The organism is Methanocorpusculum sp., from assembly GCF_030655665.1.
Taxonomy (GTDB): domain Archaea; phylum Halobacteriota; class Methanomicrobia; order Methanomicrobiales; family Methanocorpusculaceae; genus Methanocorpusculum.
In genome coordinates, this window is the sequence record NZ_JAUSPQ010000009.1 from 1 (window position 1) to 20,945 (window position 20,945).

The window sequence follows — 20,945 nt, forward strand, 5'->3', positions numbered from 1 at the left end:
CTGGCCGTCAGGATCGATGACCCGCAGGTGTGCACAGCTCGACCGTGACTGCCCAACGGCATGGCTCGAGATGAACAAGAAAGATGCAGAGAAACTCGGTATCGCAGACGGCGAAAAAGTCCTGCTTTCCTCACGCCGCGGAGAAGTTGCAGTCGCAGCACGTGTCATGGATGATATCAAAGAAGGCGTGTTCTTCATGCCGTTCCACTTCATCGAAGCACGAGCAAACTTAGTCACGAACACCGCATACGATCCAGTGTCCAGAACGCCGGAATACAAAGTCTGTGCTGTGAAAGTTACCAAACAGGAGGCCTAAAATGTCAGCTAAAGGCGATATGTGCTACGCATGGACAAAAGATGCAGGGATCAAAGGAGAATGCGGAGGAGCAGTAACATCACTTCTGAAATATGCACTCCAGAACCACATCGTCGATGCCGTACTCACGGTAAAGAAAGGTGTCGACATCTACGACCCGCTGCCGGCATTCATCACTGATCCAAAAGACCTTGATGCATGTGCAGGATCCCTCCACTGTGGTACGTTGCTTCTGCCCAAACTTATCAAGAAGTACCTGAACGGTGCAAAGGACATGAAGATCGCCGTCACCGTCAAGGGATGCGATGCAAAAGCAATGTATGAACTTGGAAAACGCGGTAAGATCAACATGGACAACATATTCATGATCGGTCTGAATTGCGGCGGATCAGTTACGCCGTTTACTGCACGGACCATGATCCTTGAGAAATACGGCATCAATCCTGATGACGTTGTCAAGGAAGAGATCGACAAAGGTCAGTTCATCGTCATGCTCAAAGACGGGACCCACAAAGGTATTTCGATCGATGAGTTGGAAGAAGAAGGTGTCGGCCGCCGTCTGAACTGTCAGCGCTGCGAAACCAAGATCCCCCGTCAGGCAGATATTGCCTGTGGTAACTGGGGTGTCTTTGGCGAGAAAGCCGGCAAGGCAACCTTTGTTGAGATCTGCTCCGAGAAAGGTGCGAAACTCTTCGACGGTGCGGTAAAAGCCGGAATTATCGACACCTGCGCACCCGAGGCAAAAGGTCTCGAGATCCGCGGTAAGATCGAAAACGTCATGGTCAAGATGGGTAAGAAGAACCAGAAGAAACAGTTCGACGCCCTTGGCTATGGTGCAAAACGTCTGGAATTCATGCAGAGTGAGTCTTCACGCTGTATCAAATGCTACTCATGCATTGAAGCCTGCCCGATCTGTTCCTGTACAGACTGCATAACGAAAGATCCAAACTTCGTTATCCCCGGACGCATTCCGCCAAACTTCATGTTCCACATGATACGCTATGCACACGTTGCTCCATCCTGTATCAACTGTGGTCAGTGTCAGGAACTCTGCCCGATGGACATTCCAAATGCACTCTTTATGCATGCAATGCAAACCGAGATCCAGGAACTCATCGGCTTTGGTAAACCAGGTTACGACATGACTCCCTCGCCTCTTGCCTACTCCGAAGACAAGAAAAACAGCGGTTTTGTCTTCTTCAAGATGCCGTAATACACGTCTTTACCATCAGATTAATGATACAAAACATCAGTTAGGTGTGAAATCCACACCGATCAACCCCTTTTTTATAGAAAATTACCTCAGATATTTCTGATATTGATGGTTCTGAAAAAAACCGCTAAAAATATCCCAAACCCAACGAAATGATCACCTATTAGCTCATATCGGCAAGACCTTTGATAAAAAAATAAAAATGAGCGGGTGACCGCCAGTAGATGACTTTATTCCTGAGGCGTGACGCTGATAACCGAGGTGTTGCCGAGGTCTAAGATCTCGCCGCATACGTATGGGACCGGGGTGTGAAAGATCGGACCTCCAACGGTGACCGTATGATACTCGCCATTTTCACCACAGACATCGATCCCCTTCTCCTTCATGAATGCGACCATATCATTGTCCAGAACTTTACCGAGCAGATCCTTTGGTAGATCCGCATTCCTGATACACTTGATCACGCACTGATATCCAAGGTCGATCAGTTCCCTGGTGTTTTCCTCACGGTTCCTGTGCCAGAGCGGATAATACGGGATCAGTCCGACAGCATTACATCTTGCCATTCCCCATTCCATGTGCTCTTCGATGTCGATATCTCCAAAGACACAGAGCTCGGCACCAAGCTGCTTTGCACGGCGGAGTCCCTCTTCGAGTTCAAGATGATACTCCTCCCCGCCTGACACGCATTTGATCAGCGGGATATTCAGTGAGGCAGATATCTGTTCAAGCAGACTCAGGTCAACTCCATGGAACCAGGAGAGTTTTTCATCCTTGTTCACCATGACGAGTAGACCGACCGGGGTATGACCGGCGGCGATCATCTTGTGGAGGGAAAGTGTGCTGTCCTTTCCACAACTGTATGAAATAACGAACTTCATGATTGTTCCTCCAGGATCCGGTACACCGCATCCATGTCGAGTGCTTCACGCAAAGCATCAGCTAGCAGATCCAGTTGGTGTTCACGATAGGCTTTATCTTCAAGCAGACTGTTGTCGCGGGGAATCGGTCCCGGGATGTCCTCCTCCTGCAGGTGGATGTCAAGTTTTGGAATGACGCCGATTACGGGGATCCCGGTCAGATCGGTGAGACGTGCAGGCCCTGTTCCCAGATGTTTCGGGTCGCCGCAGAGCCGGTTGATAACAAATCCGCGGACCAGCTTTTTTGCCGCGTCATCAAAGAGACCAAAGGTCCCGTACAGCGAAGCAAATACCCCGCCGCGTTCGATGTCGCCGACGATGACGACAGGGGCGCTGATCTCTTTGGCAAAACCCATGTTGGAGATATCGCGGTCCATGAGGTTGAGTTCTGCGGCCGCTCCCGCCCCCTCAATGATGATTATATCATACTCTTCCTCAAGACTTCGGAACGCTGAAAGAACCTCAGGCATCAGCTGGACCATCTCTCCATACTTTTTGATTCCCGGGATCGGTTTTCCTCTGATGCACACCTCAGTCCCTACACCGCACGGTTTGACGAGGACAGGGTTCATCCGGCCATCCGGTTCGATTCCCGCCGCTTCGGCCTGGACCGCCTGTCCGATCCCGATTCGGTCACCAGCTTTGGTGACATAGGCAACCGAGGCGAGGTTCTGCGGTTTGAACGGAGCGACACGGTGCCCGTCCTGAGCTAGGATCCGGCAAAGACCGGCGGTCAGGGTGGTTTTTCCGACATTGGACGTTGTCCCCTGTATCATGAGTGTTTTTGCCATTTCTGTCTCCAAATTTGACCGATTATGATTTGATACAAATAGTATTGCTTTACTACTAAATATTTTTATGAGTTATGTCCGCGGGAGGAGAAATGTACTGGAGAGATAGGGGGACCTATTCTTTTTTTACCGCACCATATTTTTCTCGGGCGATCCGTCGTTTCGGCGAGATGAGGACCGCAATTAAAAACACCAGTGCAAACAACACTGCAGAAAGCGGAGCTATGGGTAAATTAAATGTAAATGCGGCCCACGTCCCGATAAGACTGATACTTCCCGCAATAACGGGCGATGCGACCATCATCTGTTTGAGGGTCCCGCAGAACTGATATGCTATCGCCGCCGGCGTAACGAGCCAGACATACAATAAAAGCCCGCCCACGATCGGCATGGTTAAAGCAACCATCAGTGCGATCATAAAGAGCAGCATGTACATCATCGGACGTGTTTTGATTCCGGAAATCTCTGCGATTTTCATATGAAAAATCATAGATGAGATCTCCTTGTAGAATACTATCACAAACACGATCACCAGAAGCATGATAAAGGCAAGTCCGTAGATCTCCTCCCGGTAAAGCGAGAGCACACTGCCGAACATAAGAGCCGAAGCATCGTATCCCATGCCGAGCTGAACCATCCATGCATAGAAAAATATGGCTACTGCCATCATAGCGCCAAACAGAACGCCAAGAATAGTGTCAACCGGCATACGTGCCTTGTCGGAAAGCGGCCCAAGCAGAAATGCTATCAGAATGCTCCCGACAACTGCTGCTAGAGTAATATTCAGTCCAAAAAACATCCCGACCGCCGCTCCGGCAAATGCCCCGTGCGCCATCGTAAACCCGATCGATGAAATTTTCATCTGGGTGATCAGAACGGCAAGTATGCCGCACCCGATTGAAGCAAAAAGCATGGCTTCTGTCGCGTGACAGACCATATTATTGGGAATAAGAAACTCAAGCATAGGTAAAATCTATGATTCGGAGGTGAGTCTGACGATCTGCTGAACAAATTCAGGCGGAGTTATTTTGTTCAGAACGATTTCACCGGATTTCATCACGATCACACGGACATCTCTTTTCGGCAGTGCGTCAAATGCATGAGATACAATAATAATTGTGACCCCGATATCTGCAATTTTACACAGAACATCGCAGACATGTTCGCGGGTCGCAAGGTCCAGGTTACTGAACGGTTCATCGAGAAGAAGAATCTCCGGTTTCTTTGCGAGATTATGGGCTATGAGAACTTTCTGCTGCTGCCCGCCGGAGAGTTTTCCTATGTGGCTTTTTCTGAGATCATCAATACCGAGTGCTAAAAGAGCTGTATCCACTGCTGCATAATCTTCCTCGCCCGGATGTTTAAAGAGACCAAGCAGGCCGAATCTTGCCATAATCAGGATCTCTTCAACAGTAAACGGCGTGTAGGCATCGAAATCAAAGTTTTGAATGACATAACCCAGTTTTTTCCGGAGTTGATTCCCTCTTTTGAGGATATTTTCCCCACATATTTCTACCGATCCGTTTACCACCGGCAAAAGCCCGGCGATCGTTTCAAGAAGAGTGGTTTTTCCTGCTCCGTTTGGTCCGCCGACAATAACAAACTCACCTGGATTTACGGCAAGATTGATGCCGTGAATCACAGGGTGGGCCGCCCCCTCGTACGTAGTGGTCACATTCGTCAGTCTGACGATAGCTTCACTCATCGTAATTCCGTCACAACAAAGAGATCTGAATCTTCCATGGAAAACATTGCCTCAGCAAAATTTTCAAGGGCAAGTTCCGGGTCAAGAGAGTCATAGTCTGACTTGTGTTTCACATAGTCACCGGGTTTTATCAGAATAGCTCGTCCGTCTGCATGCCTGAACATGACCTCTGCCGAGGAGGATGTTACGAGTTCGATGTTTCGTTTTCCAAGAGTACACCCGCTTCCAATCTGGATACCATCCAATAAACAGGATTCAGGTGTTGTCCCGGAACAGTAGACAGTTGCAAAAAGGGAGAATGGATCATTATCAAAGTACTGCAGTGCGAACTTACCCATACGGTATCCCAGAACGATAAACGGACCCAGGTGTCCGTGAAATTTTGCAAGTTCTTCGTTTGAGTATTCCCGCGGGAGTTCCATATATCTGCAATTTTCATGCCACTTCATACATACCAATATAATTTTAAAGTTAATAAAATATGTTATTAATAAAAATTAGTAACACACATAATGATAAAAAATAAAAATGTTAATTCCTTCTGTTAAGGAAAATTACTGCACAGGCGAGAGCACCTATGATCGGAATAGCAGCCAGGGGTGACTGGGTTGGTGTGTCATTGTTTATACTATCAACAATGAGAGCTTTGTTGTATGTGTAGTAGTCAAGAATCGAGTCGATCCCATCTGCTGATTTAGGGAGGTTGAGGAAAACGACACGCTCACAGGGAATATTTTCATCAGTTAACGCTTCGTGAATTGGTTTTCCAATATCCTGACCCGCAACGATGTTATCGATCACAAAAATTTTACCGCAGTTTGCGTCCTCAGCGATCTTCAGATACTTTGCCGGATCTGCGTGGATGTCATCAACGATTGCCTGGACGGTCTCCGGGCTGGGATATGAGGTAATAACATGCATACCAAGCCAGGTTTCAGCCTGATTTTTGATACGGAATTGGCAGATGATCGGAACATCGGAGAGAAGTTTTTTGTCAGCTGTTGTAAGAGTAGTGACAGCCGAGACTTTTTTCAGATAGGCTGCAAGATTTGCATCATACGTGTCGGCATTTGCAGGGTCGGCTGTTTTCAGGATATAGGCGATCGTCTGTGCATAGCCGATAAGACTTGTCGGATTATCATAGACATTTGTTGCATTAGGAACCACTGAAGTCGAAACCTCGTTCATCAGATGCCAGTCTGTTTCTTTTCCAAAGTTAGTCAGTCTGAATTCTGTGACTTTCGTGATCGGGGTTCCATCCATGCCGCCGCCCTGCCCGATGAAAAGATCGGCAGTACTAATGAAATCACTGTTCTTCTGCAGGATCGCATCGATAGTATCACTCGAAATATGCACAGCTGTAGGAGGGGCAACATATATTGTCGTGACCTTATCCCCGCCGATCTCTTGGGTAACATCCCATATATTCGGCATTGTTGTAACAACATTCAGTGCAGATGCTCCAGAAATCAGCATGCTGCTGATCAAAAATAGGATCAGAATAATTCCAAACGCTTTTTTCATACATATTAACTATATTGTAATACGTGTAATTAAATATAACGTATTTAATTAAAAGTAATACTTGTGTGATTTAATAATTATCTTTAGCAATAAGAGAGATGCATATTACGTACCGATCTATTTTGAAGACTGGGGAAAAACAGCTGTATTTACCAAAAAAACATCTTCAGAACATTGATCAAAATAGGGAGAAACCGGGGCTTGGAACGAAATCAGAACCCCGGTAGATCATTTGAAACTGAAATTTCCAAATGAGGGTTTATTCATGTATGTGGGTCCGACATGAATAGGTATGAGTGCTACTACCCTATATCCTATGATTTTTTTGCCAATTGAATCTCGGCTCATCTTCCTGTGCTTTTTCGTAATGCGTGCATCGTGCCTTACTCTTCCGTATTAAGACACTGGGTCTGGCGTTAGTATTACACTAACATCATTATGTATCACCTATTATGATATATAGTTTTCCTTGTATGCAAATATGCTTACTTTCTCAAACATGAAATACATACAGGTTTTCCGTCTATCACGGGAGCCAGTCCCTCCGCAACCTGCTCACCACAAACGGAACAGATCACATTATTATAAATCCGTGCATGACCAGGAAGAGGTTCGGTTGTCTCCTTAACGGTGTACATCTTTTCGGCAGGCATGTTGAGAATATTCTCGATCCACATATGGGAAAGGGTATGGAACCGTTCCTCCTCTTCCGGTGTTGCCTTTCCGGAGAATATCTTTGGACGGAGTGCCGCCATCTCCGGATTCGCGGGCATACATTCTGGATTGGCAACCAGGCGTACCGAGGTGTCATTGTCACGCCGATAAAACGAGAAGGCATTCTTCCCCCAGTTATTGATAAACAGATTCCCTTTACCTGCCGTGCAGCCGAGAACGACCTGAATTGCATCAACCGTGCACGAATCAGTTTCCGTGATACATACAACTTCTTCATCCTCGGAGAAGGAGATTCCAAGTTTTTCGATGGCAAGCTCGCAAGCCTTGTAACCCATGGCAAGTCCGCCGCAGGTGTGACCGTGGAAAGCAACCGCCTCACTAAAATCTTTCATATAAATATAATACTCACTCCCAGATATAAAAATCATACGAATAATTGTTGTTCGCACCGTAAACGCAGACGAAATAGAAATACATATTATCTAATATGACGAATTTTTAAAACGATAACACTATGAAGAAATTGTTTACTGTACTTTTACTGCTCGCTCTCGCTCTCGTCTGTGTATCTGCGGGTTGCGTCGCCTCTCCTGCCGATTCAGGAGATGGAACGATCACTATCACCGATGCTGCAGGCCGCGTCGTGACCGTGCCTGATGATCCCCAAAGGATCGCCGTAAGCGGGTCGGGCTCATCCCGCTACTTTGCTTATCTTAACGTGACTGATCGACTGGTAGCTATCGATTATCAGGACAGTAATCTTCTTAATTTCAATAATGACGTCCGTCCTTACATGCTTGCCCATCCGGAAATCAAAGAACTTCCGGCTCTTGGAACCGCAAAAGGTGTAGTTGATGCAGAGAGACTTCTTTCAATCAATCCTGATATTTTATTCATGGCGGGATACAGTGATACAGCAATCCAGTCAGCAAACGAGATCCAGGAAAAAACCGGGATCCCTGTAGTTCTTTTCTACTCAGGAGATTATGTTACCAATGGCGACAAAGTAGCCTCATCTCTGAGGATGATCGGTAAAATTCTCCACGCTGATGAACGTGCGGAATCTGTCATTCAATACTTTGCCGATGTACGTACCGATTTAGAAACCAGGACTGCGGGAATTTCAGATGCAGATAAACCGTCTGTGTACATCGCGGGCATCTCCTACAGCGGAGCCCATGGAATTGACGGGACCGACCCAACCTATTATCCGTTCACTGTCCTTCATACAATGAATGTTGCCTCGGTAATAAATGCGACCACGAGCACCGGATATGCAGCTGTTGCGAAGGAACAGATCCTCGCATGGGACGCGGACATCATCTTTGTCGACCTCGGTACCATGAGTGCCGCCGGCGGAGGAGCAATCTATGAACTGCAGAATGATCCATCCTATCAGGAACTGACTGCGGTCAAGACCGACGCAGTTTATGCGGTCAATCCTCACACCTCCATGGGAACAAACCATGAAACGAGTATGGCAAACGCCTACTACATCGGGACGATTCTCTATCCCGAACTGTTTGCAGACATCGACTCGGCAGAAAAAGCAAATGATATCTACACCTTCATTGACGGCGCTCCGGTTTATGAACAGCTGAAAGCAAACCTGAACAATCTCTCCTATACGAAACTCGTGTTGTAACTATGAACAAAAAAATACTTTTTACCTTTTTCGCAGCTCTCTGCGTGATTGCACTCTGTTTGTGCGCAGGATGCGTAGCAAATGAGACGGAATCCGGTGACGACACCGTTACAATCATCGATGACCTTGGCAGAGAAGTTGTCATTCCGGCAGATGTTAAAACAGTTGCCTTAAGTGGCTCGGGTTCTGCACGCTACGTAGTCTATCTTCAGGCAGAAGGCATGATTATTGGTGTAGATACAACCGATAATTCGACAAATTCAAACACCGAAGCCCGTGCCTATATGCTTGCACATCCGGAAATCGCAACATTGTCGCTTCTTGGCGCGAATAAAGCAATAATTAGCGCAGAGTTGGCACTTGGACTAGCTCCCGACGTGATTCTCTACTCCACAGAAGGATCGGAAGGAGCGGCGGCAGCAGATGAAGCAACAGCACAGACAGGAATACCGGTCGTCTGTTTCAATCAGTATGATCCTGCTTATGAGTTCAATCAGTTTGCATTCAATATCCGTCTTCTTGGAACAGTACTTGGAAAAGAACAACGTGCTGAAGATGTAGTGAATTTCTTTGGAGACATGCGTGATGACTTGATCCAAAGAACGCCCGATATGGAGATGAGCGAAAAACCAGTTGTTTACATTGGTGGTGTTTCAAATCGCGGCACTCACGGCATGACCTCAACAAAACCAGAGTTTATCGGATTCACTCTTCTGTCTGCCAACCAAAAAGCAACCGGCATCGGTGACACTGATTCCGCAAATATAGCAAAAGAGAAAATCTTGGAATGGAATCCTGACATTATTTTTGTAGATCTTGGAACGCTGAACGCGGCAGGAGGGGGTGCACTGGTTGAACTTAAAACTGATCCATCGTATCAGGGAATGACTGCTGTATTAAACGGCGAAATCTACACTGTAATGCCGGACACTTCCTGTAAAGCAAATCATGAAACAAGTTTTGCAAATGCATACTTTGTTGGAACCATCCTCTATCCGGAACAGTTCAAAGATATTGATGCAAAAAAGAAGGCAGATGAAATCTATACCTTCCTTGTTGGAGAACCTGTCTTTAATCAGTTGTATAAGAACACCGGCTCACTCGCCTATCAGAAAGTGGATATCTTCACCATCTGATTTTTTGGAGATATTTTATGGCTGAATTATGTATGAATTGTGTTCCTATCGGTTTTGTTTCATCTCCGTTTAAAACACGTGAAGATGCGCCAAAGCAGGGAAGACATACCGACGAACTGAGCATCATCACACTTGAACCTGCATTTAAAGATGCAGCCGAGGGACTTTGCATCGGGGATGATCTGTTTATCTTTTGCTGGTTTGACCGATCCGATCGAACGGTTTTGAAGTCGCGAAAATTCGGGGAGGAGAAGAATCCTCTCCGCGGCGTATTCTCAAACCGCTCCCCGAATCGTCCGAATCCTATTGCATTAACACTGGTAAAATTAGTGAATATTGAAGGCAGCGACCTGACCGTCAGAGGACTGGAAGCGTTAGACCAGACACCTGTTGTTGACATCAAACCCTACTCAGAAGGAATTGATACGCCGCGAAATGGATAAATCATGACAAAAGAAGAAGAAAAACCAAATATCTATAAAGCCTACGTCAGCAAAAAAGTCACGGTAATTTTAATAGGAATTGCCGCTACTATCGTTATGTTTCTCATTTCCGTTTCGGTAGGTGCGGTTTCTATCCCAATTCCCGACATCATCGCAACAATTTTCGGCGGCGGGGGGACGAGTCTTTATGAACGGATCATCTGGAACATCAGGATCCCACAGGCTTTGACTGCAATTGTTGCCGGTGCAGGATTAGCAATTGCAGGTGTTGCCATGCAGTCCGTTTTGCGCAACCCGCTTGCCTCTCCGTTTACACTTGGTCTTTCCAGTGCTGCAGCATTCGGGGCAGCAGTCGGTATTTTGCTTTTTGGTGCAGGAACTACTGGCAGCAACATTGCCGATGCGGTTGTGATCAACAACCCGTATCTGACAACGATGTCGGCATTTTTCTTTGCCATTCTGACAACGGTAATAATTCTGTTCATCTCGAAAATCCGTTCAGCAAGTCCTGAAACCATGATCCTGGCAGGTGTTGCCATCAGTTCACTATTTAGCGCAGGATTAATGGCGATCCAGTACTTCGTTGATGATACACGTCTTGCATCGATCGTCTTCTGGCAGTTTGGTGATGTTGCCAGAGCAAGCTGGTCAGAGCTGGGTCTGATCACTCTGATAACAGTCATCTGTTTTATCTATTTCATCTACAAACGCTGGGACTACAACTCAATTGATGCCGGAGAAGAGACCGCAAAGGGTCTTGGCGTGAACGTTGATCGGACCAGACTCATTGGTATGATCGCAGCGTCACTGATTAGTGCAACGGTCGTGGCATTTCTTGGCATCATCGGCTTTGTTGGTCTCGTCTGCCCGCACATGATGCGGCGTATCGTTGGTGACGATCACCGGTTTTTGATTCCGGCAACTTTTGTCTGCGGAGCAGTTCTTCTGCTTGTTTCTGATACTGTTGCAAGAACATTGATCGCCCCGACGGTTTTACCTGTCGCGGTCATTACAGCATTCCTCGGAGCTCCCGTGTTCCTGTATCTTATTATCAGAGGGAGACGGTCATGACAGAAGAAATATCTCACGAAGAGCACAGCCATGATGAAGAAATGCATGTCCACCCTCATGTTCATTCTGAAGGATATGTCCATACGCATGAACATCTTCACGGGATTCCACATGATCACCACACTAATTCGCCGGCGCCGGCTCTGCTGAATGTTGACGGTGTTAATTTTGAGTACAAAACAGCCAGGGTCCTAGATGAGATATGTGTTGGTGTTGCCCGCGGAGAAATCCTTGCGATCCTTGGTCCAAACGGCGTCGGAAAATCAACGCTTCTTAAGTGTATGAACCTGATTCTCCAGCCGAAAACCGGAACCGTCATGCTTGGCGAGCTGAATCTGACGAAGATGAGCGGCAATGATATTGCAAAAAATGTTGGTTATGTTGCCCAGAGAAATGACTCTGCCCGTATGACGGTTTTTGATTCGGTCCTTCTCGGACGAAAACCGCATATCGGTTGGCGGGTCACAGACCACGATTATACTATCGTGGAAAATGCAATAGAAAGATTTGGTCTTACTGACATGCAGCTCAGGTACATTGACGAACTCTCCGGCGGTGAGTTGCAGAGAGTCTGTCTATGCCGGGCAATTGTACAGGAACCCTCTGTACTTCTGCTGGATGAACCGACAAGCGCCTTGGATTTGTGCAGACAGATGGAAATATTACGGGCCATTCGAAATGTAGTTGATCATCATGATGTGGCAACCATAATGACGATGCATGATCTGAATCTGGCTCTCCGGTTTGCCGACCGGTTTTTATTTATGAAAGACGGAAAAATTTACGCGATGTGCGACAAATCAGGAGTGACAGAAGATATAATTGAGGCTGTTTATGGAATTTCGGTCGATGTTATCTATCACAATAATCTCCCGATCGTTGTACCCTGCGAGCAAGTGTGAAAAATGAACGACGCAAACATTGAATGGAATGAACGATATCAGACACAGCAGAAAAACACTGATTACCAATCCAGTGCCAAATTTTTTTCCATTCAGGAAAATGTTGATTGGATGACACGTTCTCTGATCGAAGGATCGATGAACCGGGTACACGATCAGCTTGATGCACTGAATTTTATCAGCGGGTCTACGGTTCTTGATATCGGCGCAGGTCCCGGGACCCTTGCGGTCCCCCTTGCCGGTAAAGGATTCAAAGTCACGGTCGTTGAACCATCATCACCGATGACAGTTTCCATGGAAAAATATAAAACCCTGAAAGGGATCGATGCGGAAATTTCCGTGATACCGCAGGTTTGGGAAACGGTAAATCCTGAAGAGATCGGTGAGTATGATTATGTCATCTCTTCCTTTGCTATGGCAGTACCTGACCTCCGTGATGCCCTCCTGAAGATGGATCAGGTAGCAAAAAAACAGGTACATATTTTCTGGTTCCTGAACGCTCCCTCCTGGTCAGTAATCCAAACTGATCTGTGGGGTAAACTGCATAAAGGTGAATCTGCTGAGAGATCCTACGCAGATTTGATTTGGAATACGTTGTATCAGGAAGGCATTTATGCAAATCTTGAGGTATATCCCATGAAAGATACACGAAGATATGCAGATATCTCCGAGGCGGTTTGTGAATTCACGAATCGTCTTTCTGCAAAACAGAAGTGGCAGATCGACCTTGTTGAAGAGTATCTTATAGATAATCTTGTATGGCAGGATGGTAAATTTGTATTTCCAGATAACGGTATGTATGCCCACATCTGGTGGTGTAAAAAATAATGAGGAGTAATCATGACAGAACAGTTTGTTTGTAACCCGATTGGAAGGGTATCATCTCCGTATAAAGAAAAAGGTGATGCCCCGGCACAGGGACGTGAAAAAAATCTCGTCAGCAGAATAATCATAGATCCCGGGTTTGCCGGAGGTCTGGAAGGACTAACTGTCGGTCAGCAGATATTTGTACTCTGCTGGTTTGACCGCTCGGCCCGCGACGGTATTAAAGTTCACCCGAGAGGGAAAATGGAAAACCCCCTGACGGGGGTTTTCAACACCCGGTCACCGGCACGCCCGAATCCGGTATCTCTGACACTGGTTACTATTCAGGAAATCACGGACAATATTCTGACGGTATGTGGTCTCGATGCCCTGGACAACACACCTGTTATTGATATCAAACCCTATTCCGGGAAGATCGATGAACCAATGCAGGCATGATTCAAACTTTGATTAAATACTATAATTCACATTTTTCCTAAAGGAGATAAAAATATTAAACCAACTTGTTTTATAATCAATAAATCATATTATAATTATGAGCAAACACGGTTTACTGCTTATTGGTCATGGAAGCAGACTCAGGTACAATAAAGAACTCGCCACCTCCACGGCACAACTCATGGCAGAGAAAAATGGCGATTATATGATTAAATCCTGCTTTATGGAAAACAGTTCCCCGAATGTTTCGGAAGGGATCGCTGATATGAAAAAAGAAGATATTGAACTTCTTGTCGTCGTTCCATTGTTCCTTGCAAAAGGAGTCCATGTACTCCAGGATATCCCGGAACTCCTTGGTCTTAATACAGACGAATATCGGGGAAGCTTCACACTGGACAACGGCAAGATCATACCGCTCGTATATGCTGACCCGATAGGACACGATCCGCTGCTCGCAGATCTGATGCTGAAAAATGCACACAACGCGATCAGCGCACATCTTTGATATTCCCCCTTTCTTTTTTATAGACATTTTAAAACAAAGCAATTTTACTTGAAACATAAAATTATAAGTACCACACAATTAAATATTAGTTAAAACAATTTTTATTATGCACATTATGGAAGGGTATTTACCCATCGGATGGTGTATATTCTGGGCTGTTCTTTCAGCTCCGTTTGTCATCTACGGTATCTGGAAAATGACTAAAATGATTCAGGAGGATCGGCGCATTCTCCCATTGATGGCAGTTTGCGGAGCTTTTGTTTTCGTACTTTCTGCACTCAAGATCCCGTCAGTAACGGGAAGCTGTTCTCATCCAACAGGAACTGGTCTTTCGGCTGCGTTCTTTGGACCGTTCGTCACATCGGTTCTTGGAACGATCGTTCTGTTGTTCCAAGCCCTGCTGCTTGCCCATGGCGGACTTACGACCCTCGGAGCAAACGTTTTTTCCATGGCTATTGCCGGTCCATTTATTGCCTGGCTCGTCTTTGTCGGTCTTCGAAAAACCGGAAAGGTCGGTATCGGTCTCGCAGTATTCATCACCGCAGCAGTCGCAAATTTAGTCACCTACACCGTCACCTCACTGCAGCTTGCATTAGTATTTCCTGTCGAAGGAAGTATTCTCAATGCGTTCATTGCATTCGCAGGTATCTTCGCCGTCACCCAGATCCCGCTCGCCATTATTGAGGGGATCATCTGTGCGCTTGTCGCAAAGTACATCGTCCGCGTAAAGCCGGAGATCTTAAAGAAACTCGGTATTATTCAGGATGAAGAGATCGCAAAAATCCAGGGAGAGGCAGTATGAATAAATCACATCTCGAGATCCTTGTGGGCCTTCTTGTCATCGTTCTGCTCGTTATTGGAACACTTGCCTTTGTTCCGTCCGGTGCTGAAGGAGAGGAAGGCTGGGGAGGTGCCGACGGCGGAGCTGCAGAGATGATCGATCAAACAGGATATATTCCCTGGTTCGACTCGATCTGGACCCCGCCAAGCGGAGAGATCGAAACGCTCTTCTTCTGTGTTCAGAGCGCGATCGGTGCACTGCTTATCGGATATATATTTGGTTACTGGAACGCTTCGGCAAAAGCACGGAGAGGAAAACAGGAAGAGGAGTGACCCTCTTTTTGTGACCAGGACCCAATCTATCTTTTTTACTGTTTTTTGTATCCCGCAACGATGCAGAAGAGTTTACTTAACACCGCAGGCGGATTTTTCGCCGTTCCTTCTGCGATCCTCTCGTAAGAATATCCGAGATCTTCACAGACCGCGATAGGGACCGATTCGGGGAGTGAGCGGGCAAGTTCCTCCACTGAAAAATCCGGGTCGGCGATCAGAAATACCGAGTGCCCGGCGGCAATATCCTGAACGGTACGGGAAACGGCATCCAGGTGATCTTTTCCATGAGCATTTACTACAGCCACATTGGTCCAGGGAACATGCAGGCGGGAAAACGCTGTCTGCATCGATGAGATCCCGGGGATAACTTCGCCCGGCAGATAGCCAAGTCCTGCCATCAGGGGGTCGCCGGTCGAAAGAACGACCGCATCGTCGGGAAGTGTGCGAAGCGCCTTGTAATCCGTTATCTCAACGACATTCGCGTCCCCCGGAATGAAAGCTCTGACCAGTTCGATCGCACGGCCAGATCCGTACACGCTTTTCGCTTCGGATAATGCGATCTCTCCTTCCTTTGTCAGCATTCCTTCGCCGCATCCGACACCGATAATTTTCATTCTGTATCTCCTATGACCTGACCCTCTCTGTCAACAATAACAATACGAAGCCAGGGATATTTTTGCTTTGCTCTCGCGAGCTCCTCTTCGAGGACAGAAATACCATCAGGTCCGGCGATCAACTCCTCGACGGTCGGAAAACCCCGCGATGTCGCGACCTCAGGATGGAAAAACCGCAGGATCAGACCAGGCAGACCGCAGATGACGGCATTCCTGCAGTGTTTTGCAGCAGCAAGACTTTCAGCGATTTTCGACCCCGCGAGGACCACTTCGTATTCGGGGAACAGAAGCCTCGAGTAACGAAGCCCTATCCTGCCGGTGGTGATGACCACATTTTCCGCACCCGCGATCCGCTCACTCACCGTTTCCGAAAGGTGATCGTCCCAGGGTTCAACAAACCCGGTCGTTCCGACGACAGAAATACCGCCTTCAATACCGACCTTCGGGTTCAGTGTCAGTGCCCCGATCCTTCTGCCGTCAGGGATCGTGAGAAAAACCGCGGCGCCGGAAAGCCCTGCGGCACGGCATGCTGATGAGATCGCATCAAGGATCTCTTTTTTCGCCGGCGGACTGACGGCGGCAGTGCCTTTAGCATAACGGGGAGTGTCCCGAACGAACCTACCGATCCCCTCTCCGGTTTCGAGCGTTATCTCAGCAGCAGGAGATGCCTTTGCACAGATGAGGATCCCTGCCGTGATATCGTTTGGGTAATCGCCGGAAAACTTTCTGGCAAACCCTTCGCCGTCTTTACCGGCAGCCGGGATCTCGGCGAGGATCCCGCAGGGAAGCAGGATCGGTGCAATATCAACGGGGGCCGCCAGTGAAGCGACCGCCGCATAACACGCAGCCGCCGCAGTTGAACCAGTGGTGAACCCCCTTCGTAAAACAGAGCCGGTCGAGGTCAGCACTCCAAAGCCGCTTTCTGCAGCTGCCAATGCTTTCGCATCGCGACAGTTTGCCACCCACGACTCAGGATATGAAAAACCTGTAACCGGATCGATCATTTTCTCAGTTCAGTAAACATTGTAATGATTTCGTTCAGTGAAGCCACGGCGATCGGCGTGCCGCCGCGTGTCCCGATGTTCGAGACCGATGGAACGGGTTTCGTGCGAAGAACTTCCTTCGACTCGGCCGCATTAACAAAACCTACCGGAGTTCCGATCACGAGCGCCGGGCGGATGCCTTCATCCACAAAGGAACAGACCGTTAGAAGAGCGCTCGGAGCGTTCCCGATAACGATGATGGACCCTTCGAGCCGCTCTTTCAGAGCAACGAACCCGGCAGAACTTCGGGTGATCCCCAAATCTTTCGAAATATCAGCGCAGAAATCAAGAGCACACTCGACAGTTGAGGAATGACCTTTCTTCTGGATCCCGGTCAAAACCATCCTGATATCAGTGAAGATCGGGGCGCCGGCTTCTAGAGCCTGAAGTCCCGCAGTGATCGGATCGTTCGAAAATCTTAGCAGATCAGCCATCGCCCAGTCTCCAACCGCGATCGAACATCTCTGCCGAATACGATCCTCGGGCGTTTCATTTCCAACAGCTTTTCTCGCAAGGCTCCGGCTCCGTGAAGAGATGGAAAATCCTTCCGGTGTGTCTGCGCCGATATCAGTATACGTATTTTCTGTGGTAACCGCGGGGTGTAATGATTCCTTTGACATGATCGTCCTCCTTCCATATTCTGCTTTCTTCGCCCCCGATGATCAGAATCGAGTGCATATCCACAATATCATCATTTTCGGCGAGTTCCCGAAGCGTTGTTATATGGGTCTCTTCGCCTTCCCGGAACACATTCTTAACGATGCCGACCGGTGTCTCAGGGTCCCGGCAGGTCAGAATAATTTTCAGGGCTTTGGCAAGGTTCAGCGGACGACCGTGGCTCTTTGGATTGTAAAGAGCGATCGGCGTGCCCATCTGTGCGGCAAGGCCAAGGCGTTTTTCAATGATTTCCCAAGGTGTCAGGAGATCAGAAAGACTGAGGGTCACGTAGTCGCCCGAAAGAGGGGAACCGAGTCTGCTCGCCGCCGCGGTGGCAGCAGTGACGCCCGGAAGCATGATAACTTTCTGGGACGGGAACTCGCGTTCAACCATCTCAAGAACGATGCTCGCCATACCATAGATGCCGGCATCTCCTCCTGAGACCATTGCCACATTGTGATCTGCCGCAAGACGTGCTGCTTCACGGGCCCGGTCGACCTCTTTTCCCATCGAACTTCGGATGACCTGTTTGTTCTTCAACAGCGGTTCAAGCATTTCCAGATAGAATGCATTGCCGATGATCACATCAGCCGAGGCAATAGCCTTCATTGCGGCCGGGGTCAACTGCTGTGTGCTTCCCGGTCCTGAACTTACGATCGATAAAATACCCATATTATTTTCCTATAGCAACGGTTACCCGCCCATATACTGTTTTTTTCAGGATCAGGGTCCCGGTCTTTGAGAGGGCGAGAGCACACGGCTCGGCGACCCCGCGAAGTCCGAGCATCTCTGCACGTGACGGAGTTGCCGGTATCTGTTTGTTAATAGTTTCATCATCAAGAAAGATGAGGTTACCGGAAAGTGAAGCTACGCCGTCATGAAGTCCCTTTTCATGGAACTTTTTGATGGTGGTAGCATATATGGTCACAGAATCCTCCGAGATACCCGCATCTTTGCATGCAGAAGAGACAGCGCTACGGATCTCGTCCGCAGTGGTTCCAAGTCTGCACCCGATCCCAATTACATACGGCGAATCGGTCACAAGGACCGAAACACCAGGATCCGCGATGACGATCTTCGGTGGTTGTACACGGACGATTGGAACATCTCCGTCTAAAATCGCCCCGTTTACTTCTCTAGTAGAAGAACGGTTCACGATCCTGAACCCGCCTGATCTTGCCGTTTCTTCAACGGATGGTCTGCCCATGACTTCGGTTGCGGTCGAAATTACCGGTTCGATCCCAAGTTCGGCAAGCCGTTTTGCAACTTCGTTTCCCCCATGATGGCCCCCGAGAACGGGAATGGCATATCGCATATCCGGCGTGACAACGACGACTGCAGGATCATGCCATTTGTCGGTCAGAAGGGGAGCGCATCCTCGGACCGCGATACCCGCGGACATTACCCCGACGATCACATCGCATTTTCCATACAGTTCGGCGAAAACGGTTGGCGAATACGCAAGCGTTTCCGCCTCCAGAAACTTCGCGATGCGCATTCCGGATTCATGGAATCTGGGCAGAGTGACGACGACGATCTTCATCCGTAAAGGTGGGAGTTTGTGTATGCTGCGTGGATGCCGGCAACGATATCGCCAACGATGATCAGAGCCGAGCGGGTTATCTCCGCATCATGCACTTTATCGGCGATGGTCTCGATCGTTCCTTTTATGATCATCTGGTCGGGCCATGAAGCGTGATAGACCACAGCGACTGGTGTTTCGGGCGGCCGCTGCAGTTTTTTCATCACGGTGTCGATGTGCCCGGTTGAAAGAAAGATGATCATTGTTGTACCGTGAGCGGAAAGCTCGGCGATCTGATCAGAATCGAGAGTCTCACCCGCTGAACGGGTTACGATGACCGACTCAGATACGCCCCGAAGGGTGTATTCGGTCTGCAGCGCTGCTGCGGCCCCAAACATTGAAGAGACGCCGGGGATGATCTCAGCATGGATCCCTTTTGCCTCAAGAGGAGCCATCTGTTCAACGATCGATCCATAGATCGCCGGGTCACCGGAGTGGAGACGAACGACCAAACGGCCGGCCCGCACACCGTCTTCGATCACACTGGTGATCTCTTCGAGCTTCATCCCCCATGAGTCAAGCTTTACCGACGCAGGCGATGCGGCGACAAGTTCTGGATTAACGAGCGAGCCTGCGTAAATGAGGATCTCAGCACGTTTCAGAAGATCCATTCCTTTCACCGTGATAAGCCCCGGGTCCCCGCATCCCGCGCCGACGATATAATACTTCATACTTTCCTCGCGATCATGATGCTGAAGTAGTTGGTCTTCTCGGGAAGAACGCCCCGATGAACCTTCTCTCCTTCCATATACATCCGTTCAACAACAATGAAATCATTGTAGCCGGCAGCCTTTAGCTGTTCAGCCGCAGTTCTTGGCCGCGTGACCTTCATCAGGATCTTTGTCGAGGGGATGACGGGACCGTCTGTCACCAGAAATGCACCGTTCACGGGAATTTTCGCATGGGATGCCACGGCGGTGATCGAGCTAATTCCGGGAATCGTTTCCACGACCAGGTCAGGCACGAGCGCTTTCACCATCTCCGCAAGGCGTGAGAAGGTGGAGTAATAATTCGGGTCCCCGATCAGTCCGAACACTGCATTGCCGCTTTTTGCCGCAGGCAAAATCTTTTCAGCGTTTCTCTCCATGCATTTTGTGATCTCCTTCTCATTCCGTGTCATGGGGAATTCAAGCGTGACGATGTTTTTTGCATAGGGTTTGACTAATTCAAGAGCAATGCCGCCCGGCACAAAAACCGTGTCTGCTTCTTTTAATATTCGAACCGCTTTGAGGGTCAGAAGTTCAGCATCTCCCGGGCCAAGGCCAACTGCGGTCAGCATTTTCTGCCCCCATGGATGATAAAGATGGGATTTATTGGTTGAAACATGATACGCTCCATGAGATTATGTGATCTGGATACTTGGAGATGGACAGCTTCGATGAACATATCCAGCTCTTTCATTGTATGGATCGTTTCAACAGCTGTTTCCAGAAGAACGGCGTTGACGACGATGCTGCGTGTCCCTTCCTTTTGAAGATAGGTAAGTATTTCACGGATATTGCGGCTTCCGCCAAGAAACGCACAATCGATCGGTTTGTGAGGCGAGGCAAGAAAATCAAGAGCTTCTCCTGCAAAGATCTCTACATCCACACCCCGGCAGGTTTCCTGCGTACATTCGACGGCCTGCTGCCTCCGGTCCACTGCATAGACATGTCCGTCATCTCCTGCGAGTTTTGCCATTTCGAGCGTTACCGTGCCGGTTCCACAGCCGATATCTACTACCGTGTCACCCGGAAGGATGGCAAGTTTTGCAAGAGAAACGGCCATGACTTCCGGCTGGGTAGGTCCTCCGGGTAAATCCATTCTGTGATCTCCTAAGTAAAACTA

The 20,945-nt window shown here is 48.3% G+C and carries 27 protein-coding genes; 12 read left to right on the forward strand and 15 right to left on the reverse strand.

Going from position 1 to position 20,945, the window contains the following annotated elements:
* Positions 1-316, forward strand: a 316-nt coding sequence (locus Q7J08_RS08470; protein WP_304911259.1) for a molybdopterin dinucleotide binding domain-containing protein, incomplete at its 5' end; no start/stop codon positions are given.
* 1 nt (position 317) lies between these two features.
* Positions 318-1,529, forward strand: a complete 1,212-nt coding sequence (locus Q7J08_RS08475) for a Coenzyme F420 hydrogenase/dehydrogenase, beta subunit C-terminal domain (protein WP_304911260.1) — start codon at positions 318-320, stop codon at positions 1,527-1,529.
* Positions 1,530-1,759: 230 nt separating this feature from the next.
* Here the strand turns inward: Q7J08_RS08475 and Q7J08_RS08480 are convergent, their stop codons facing one another.
* The 7 genes from Q7J08_RS08480 to Q7J08_RS08510 all read right to left on the reverse strand — a co-directional run bounded on the left by Q7J08_RS08480 (position 1,760) and on the right by Q7J08_RS08510 (position 7,536).
* A complete protein-coding gene (locus tag Q7J08_RS08480) occupies positions 1,760-2,410 on the reverse strand; it encodes a diphthine--ammonia ligase (protein ID WP_304911261.1) in 651 nt (216 codons plus the stop codon).
* Positions 2,407-3,240: a cobyric acid synthase gene (locus tag Q7J08_RS08485; RefSeq protein ID WP_304911262.1), complete on the reverse strand. Its 834-nt coding sequence runs from the start codon at positions 3,238-3,240 to the stop codon at positions 2,407-2,409. The genes Q7J08_RS08480 and Q7J08_RS08485 overlap by 4 nt, the downstream gene beginning before the upstream one ends.
* Positions 3,241-3,355: 115 nt before the next feature.
* Positions 3,356-4,204: a metal ABC transporter permease gene (locus Q7J08_RS08490; protein ID WP_304911263.1), complete on the reverse strand. Its 849-nt coding sequence runs from the start codon at positions 4,202-4,204 to the stop codon at positions 3,356-3,358.
* A 9-nt stretch (positions 4,205-4,213) separates the two neighbouring features.
* Complete coding sequence (locus Q7J08_RS08495; protein WP_304911264.1) at positions 4,214-4,945, reverse strand: metal ABC transporter ATP-binding protein; 732 nt, start codon at positions 4,943-4,945, stop codon at positions 4,214-4,216.
* Entirely contained in the window at positions 4,942-5,394 is a 453-nt protein-coding gene (locus Q7J08_RS08500) for a formylmethanofuran dehydrogenase subunit E family protein (protein WP_304911265.1), read from the reverse strand. The genes Q7J08_RS08495 and Q7J08_RS08500 overlap by 4 nt, the downstream gene beginning before the upstream one ends.
* 82 nt (positions 5,395-5,476) lie before the next feature.
* Complete coding sequence (locus tag Q7J08_RS08505; protein ID WP_304911266.1) at positions 5,477-6,469, reverse strand: metal ABC transporter solute-binding protein, Zn/Mn family; 993 nt, start codon at positions 6,467-6,469, stop codon at positions 5,477-5,479.
* 485 nt (positions 6,470-6,954) lie between these two features.
* Positions 6,955-7,536, reverse strand: a complete 582-nt coding sequence (locus tag Q7J08_RS08510; protein ID WP_304911267.1) for an FmdE family protein — start codon at positions 7,534-7,536, stop codon at positions 6,955-6,957.
* A 122-nt stretch (positions 7,537-7,658) separates the two neighbouring features.
* Here Q7J08_RS08510 and Q7J08_RS08515 point away from each other — a divergent pair, with 122 nt between their 5' ends.
* The 10 genes from Q7J08_RS08515 (at position 7,659) to Q7J08_RS08560 (ending at position 15,222) form a co-directional block, all read left to right on the forward strand.
* On the forward strand, positions 7,659-8,789 hold the full coding sequence (locus Q7J08_RS08515; protein WP_304911268.1) for an iron ABC transporter substrate-binding protein: 1,131 nt from the start codon (positions 7,659-7,661) through the stop codon (positions 8,787-8,789).
* 2 nt (positions 8,790-8,791) lie between these two features.
* A complete protein-coding gene (locus Q7J08_RS08520) occupies positions 8,792-9,925 on the forward strand; it encodes an ABC transporter substrate-binding protein (protein WP_304911269.1) in 1,134 nt (377 codons plus the stop codon).
* Between the two features lie 17 nt (positions 9,926-9,942).
* Entirely contained in the window at positions 9,943-10,368 is a 426-nt protein-coding gene (gene tsaA, locus Q7J08_RS08525) for a tRNA (N6-threonylcarbamoyladenosine(37)-N6)-methyltransferase TrmO (RefSeq protein ID WP_304911270.1), read from the forward strand.
* Positions 10,369-10,371: 3 nt separating this feature from the next.
* Positions 10,372-11,439 (forward strand): iron ABC transporter permease, encoded by a 1,068-nt coding sequence (locus Q7J08_RS08530; protein WP_304911271.1) that lies wholly within the window; start codon positions 10,372-10,374, stop codon positions 11,437-11,439.
* A complete protein-coding gene (locus Q7J08_RS08535) occupies positions 11,436-12,341 on the forward strand; it encodes an ABC transporter ATP-binding protein (protein ID WP_304911272.1) in 906 nt (301 codons plus the stop codon). Before Q7J08_RS08530 ends, Q7J08_RS08535 begins: the two co-directional genes overlap by 4 nt.
* Positions 12,342-12,344: 3 nt before the next feature.
* The gene (locus Q7J08_RS08540) at positions 12,345-13,169 is read left to right on the forward strand and encodes a bifunctional 2-polyprenyl-6-hydroxyphenol methylase/3-demethylubiquinol 3-O-methyltransferase UbiG (protein WP_304911273.1); all 825 of its coding nucleotides are present in this window, start codon (positions 12,345-12,347) and stop codon (positions 13,167-13,169) included.
* Positions 13,170-13,181: 12 nt separating this feature from the next.
* Entirely contained in the window at positions 13,182-13,604 is a 423-nt protein-coding gene (gene tsaA, locus Q7J08_RS08545; RefSeq protein WP_304911274.1) for a tRNA (N6-threonylcarbamoyladenosine(37)-N6)-methyltransferase TrmO, read from the forward strand.
* A gap of 97 nt (positions 13,605-13,701) precedes the next feature.
* The gene (cfbA, locus tag Q7J08_RS08550; protein ID WP_304911275.1) at positions 13,702-14,109 is read left to right on the forward strand and encodes a sirohydrochlorin nickelochelatase; all 408 of its coding nucleotides are present in this window, start codon (positions 13,702-13,704) and stop codon (positions 14,107-14,109) included.
* Between the two features lie 106 nt (positions 14,110-14,215).
* Positions 14,216-14,911: an energy-coupling factor ABC transporter permease gene (locus Q7J08_RS08555; protein WP_304911276.1), complete on the forward strand. Its 696-nt coding sequence runs from the start codon at positions 14,216-14,218 to the stop codon at positions 14,909-14,911.
* Positions 14,908-15,222, forward strand: coding sequence for an energy-coupling factor ABC transporter substrate-binding protein (locus Q7J08_RS08560; RefSeq protein ID WP_304911277.1), 315 nt, complete (start codon positions 14,908-14,910; stop codon positions 15,220-15,222). The genes Q7J08_RS08555 and Q7J08_RS08560 overlap by 4 nt, the downstream gene beginning before the upstream one ends.
* A 35-nt stretch (positions 15,223-15,257) precedes the next feature.
* Here Q7J08_RS08560 and Q7J08_RS08565 read toward each other — a convergent pair whose 3' ends face one another.
* From Q7J08_RS08565 to cbiT, 8 genes are read right to left on the reverse strand one after another with little or no spacing between them, the layout of a single operon-like run.
* Entirely contained in the window at positions 15,258-15,836 is a 579-nt protein-coding gene (locus Q7J08_RS08565; protein ID WP_304911278.1) for a cobalt-precorrin-7 (C(5))-methyltransferase, read from the reverse strand.
* Positions 15,833-16,840 (reverse strand): cobalt-precorrin-5B (C(1))-methyltransferase, encoded by a 1,008-nt coding sequence (locus Q7J08_RS08570; RefSeq protein WP_304911279.1) that lies wholly within the window; start codon positions 16,838-16,840, stop codon positions 15,833-15,835. Before Q7J08_RS08570 ends, Q7J08_RS08565 begins: the two co-directional genes overlap by 4 nt.
* A complete protein-coding gene (locus Q7J08_RS08575; RefSeq protein WP_304911280.1) occupies positions 16,837-17,499 on the reverse strand; it encodes a precorrin-8X methylmutase in 663 nt (220 codons plus the stop codon). The genes Q7J08_RS08570 and Q7J08_RS08575 overlap by 4 nt, the downstream gene beginning before the upstream one ends.
* The gene (gene cobJ, locus Q7J08_RS08580; protein WP_304911281.1) at positions 17,447-18,208 is read right to left on the reverse strand and encodes a precorrin-3B C(17)-methyltransferase; all 762 of its coding nucleotides are present in this window, start codon (positions 18,206-18,208) and stop codon (positions 17,447-17,449) included. The genes Q7J08_RS08575 and cobJ overlap by 53 nt, the downstream gene beginning before the upstream one ends.
* 1 nt (position 18,209) lies before the next feature.
* Positions 18,210-19,079 (reverse strand): cobalt-precorrin 5A hydrolase, encoded by an 870-nt coding sequence (gene cbiG / locus Q7J08_RS08585; protein WP_304911282.1) that lies wholly within the window; start codon positions 19,077-19,079, stop codon positions 18,210-18,212.
* Complete coding sequence (locus tag Q7J08_RS08590; RefSeq protein ID WP_304911283.1) at positions 19,076-19,789, reverse strand: cobalt-precorrin-4/precorrin-4 C(11)-methyltransferase; 714 nt, start codon at positions 19,787-19,789, stop codon at positions 19,076-19,078. The genes cbiG and Q7J08_RS08590 overlap by 4 nt, the downstream gene beginning before the upstream one ends.
* Positions 19,786-20,397 (reverse strand): cobalt-factor II C(20)-methyltransferase, encoded by a 612-nt coding sequence (locus tag Q7J08_RS08595; RefSeq protein WP_304911284.1) that lies wholly within the window; start codon positions 20,395-20,397, stop codon positions 19,786-19,788. The genes Q7J08_RS08590 and Q7J08_RS08595 overlap by 4 nt, the downstream gene beginning before the upstream one ends.
* Positions 20,391-20,921 (reverse strand): precorrin-6Y C5,15-methyltransferase (decarboxylating) subunit CbiT, encoded by a 531-nt coding sequence (gene cbiT / locus Q7J08_RS08600; protein WP_304911285.1) that lies wholly within the window; start codon positions 20,919-20,921, stop codon positions 20,391-20,393. Before cbiT ends, Q7J08_RS08595 begins: the two co-directional genes overlap by 7 nt.
* Positions 20,922-20,945 lie beyond the last annotated feature (24 nt).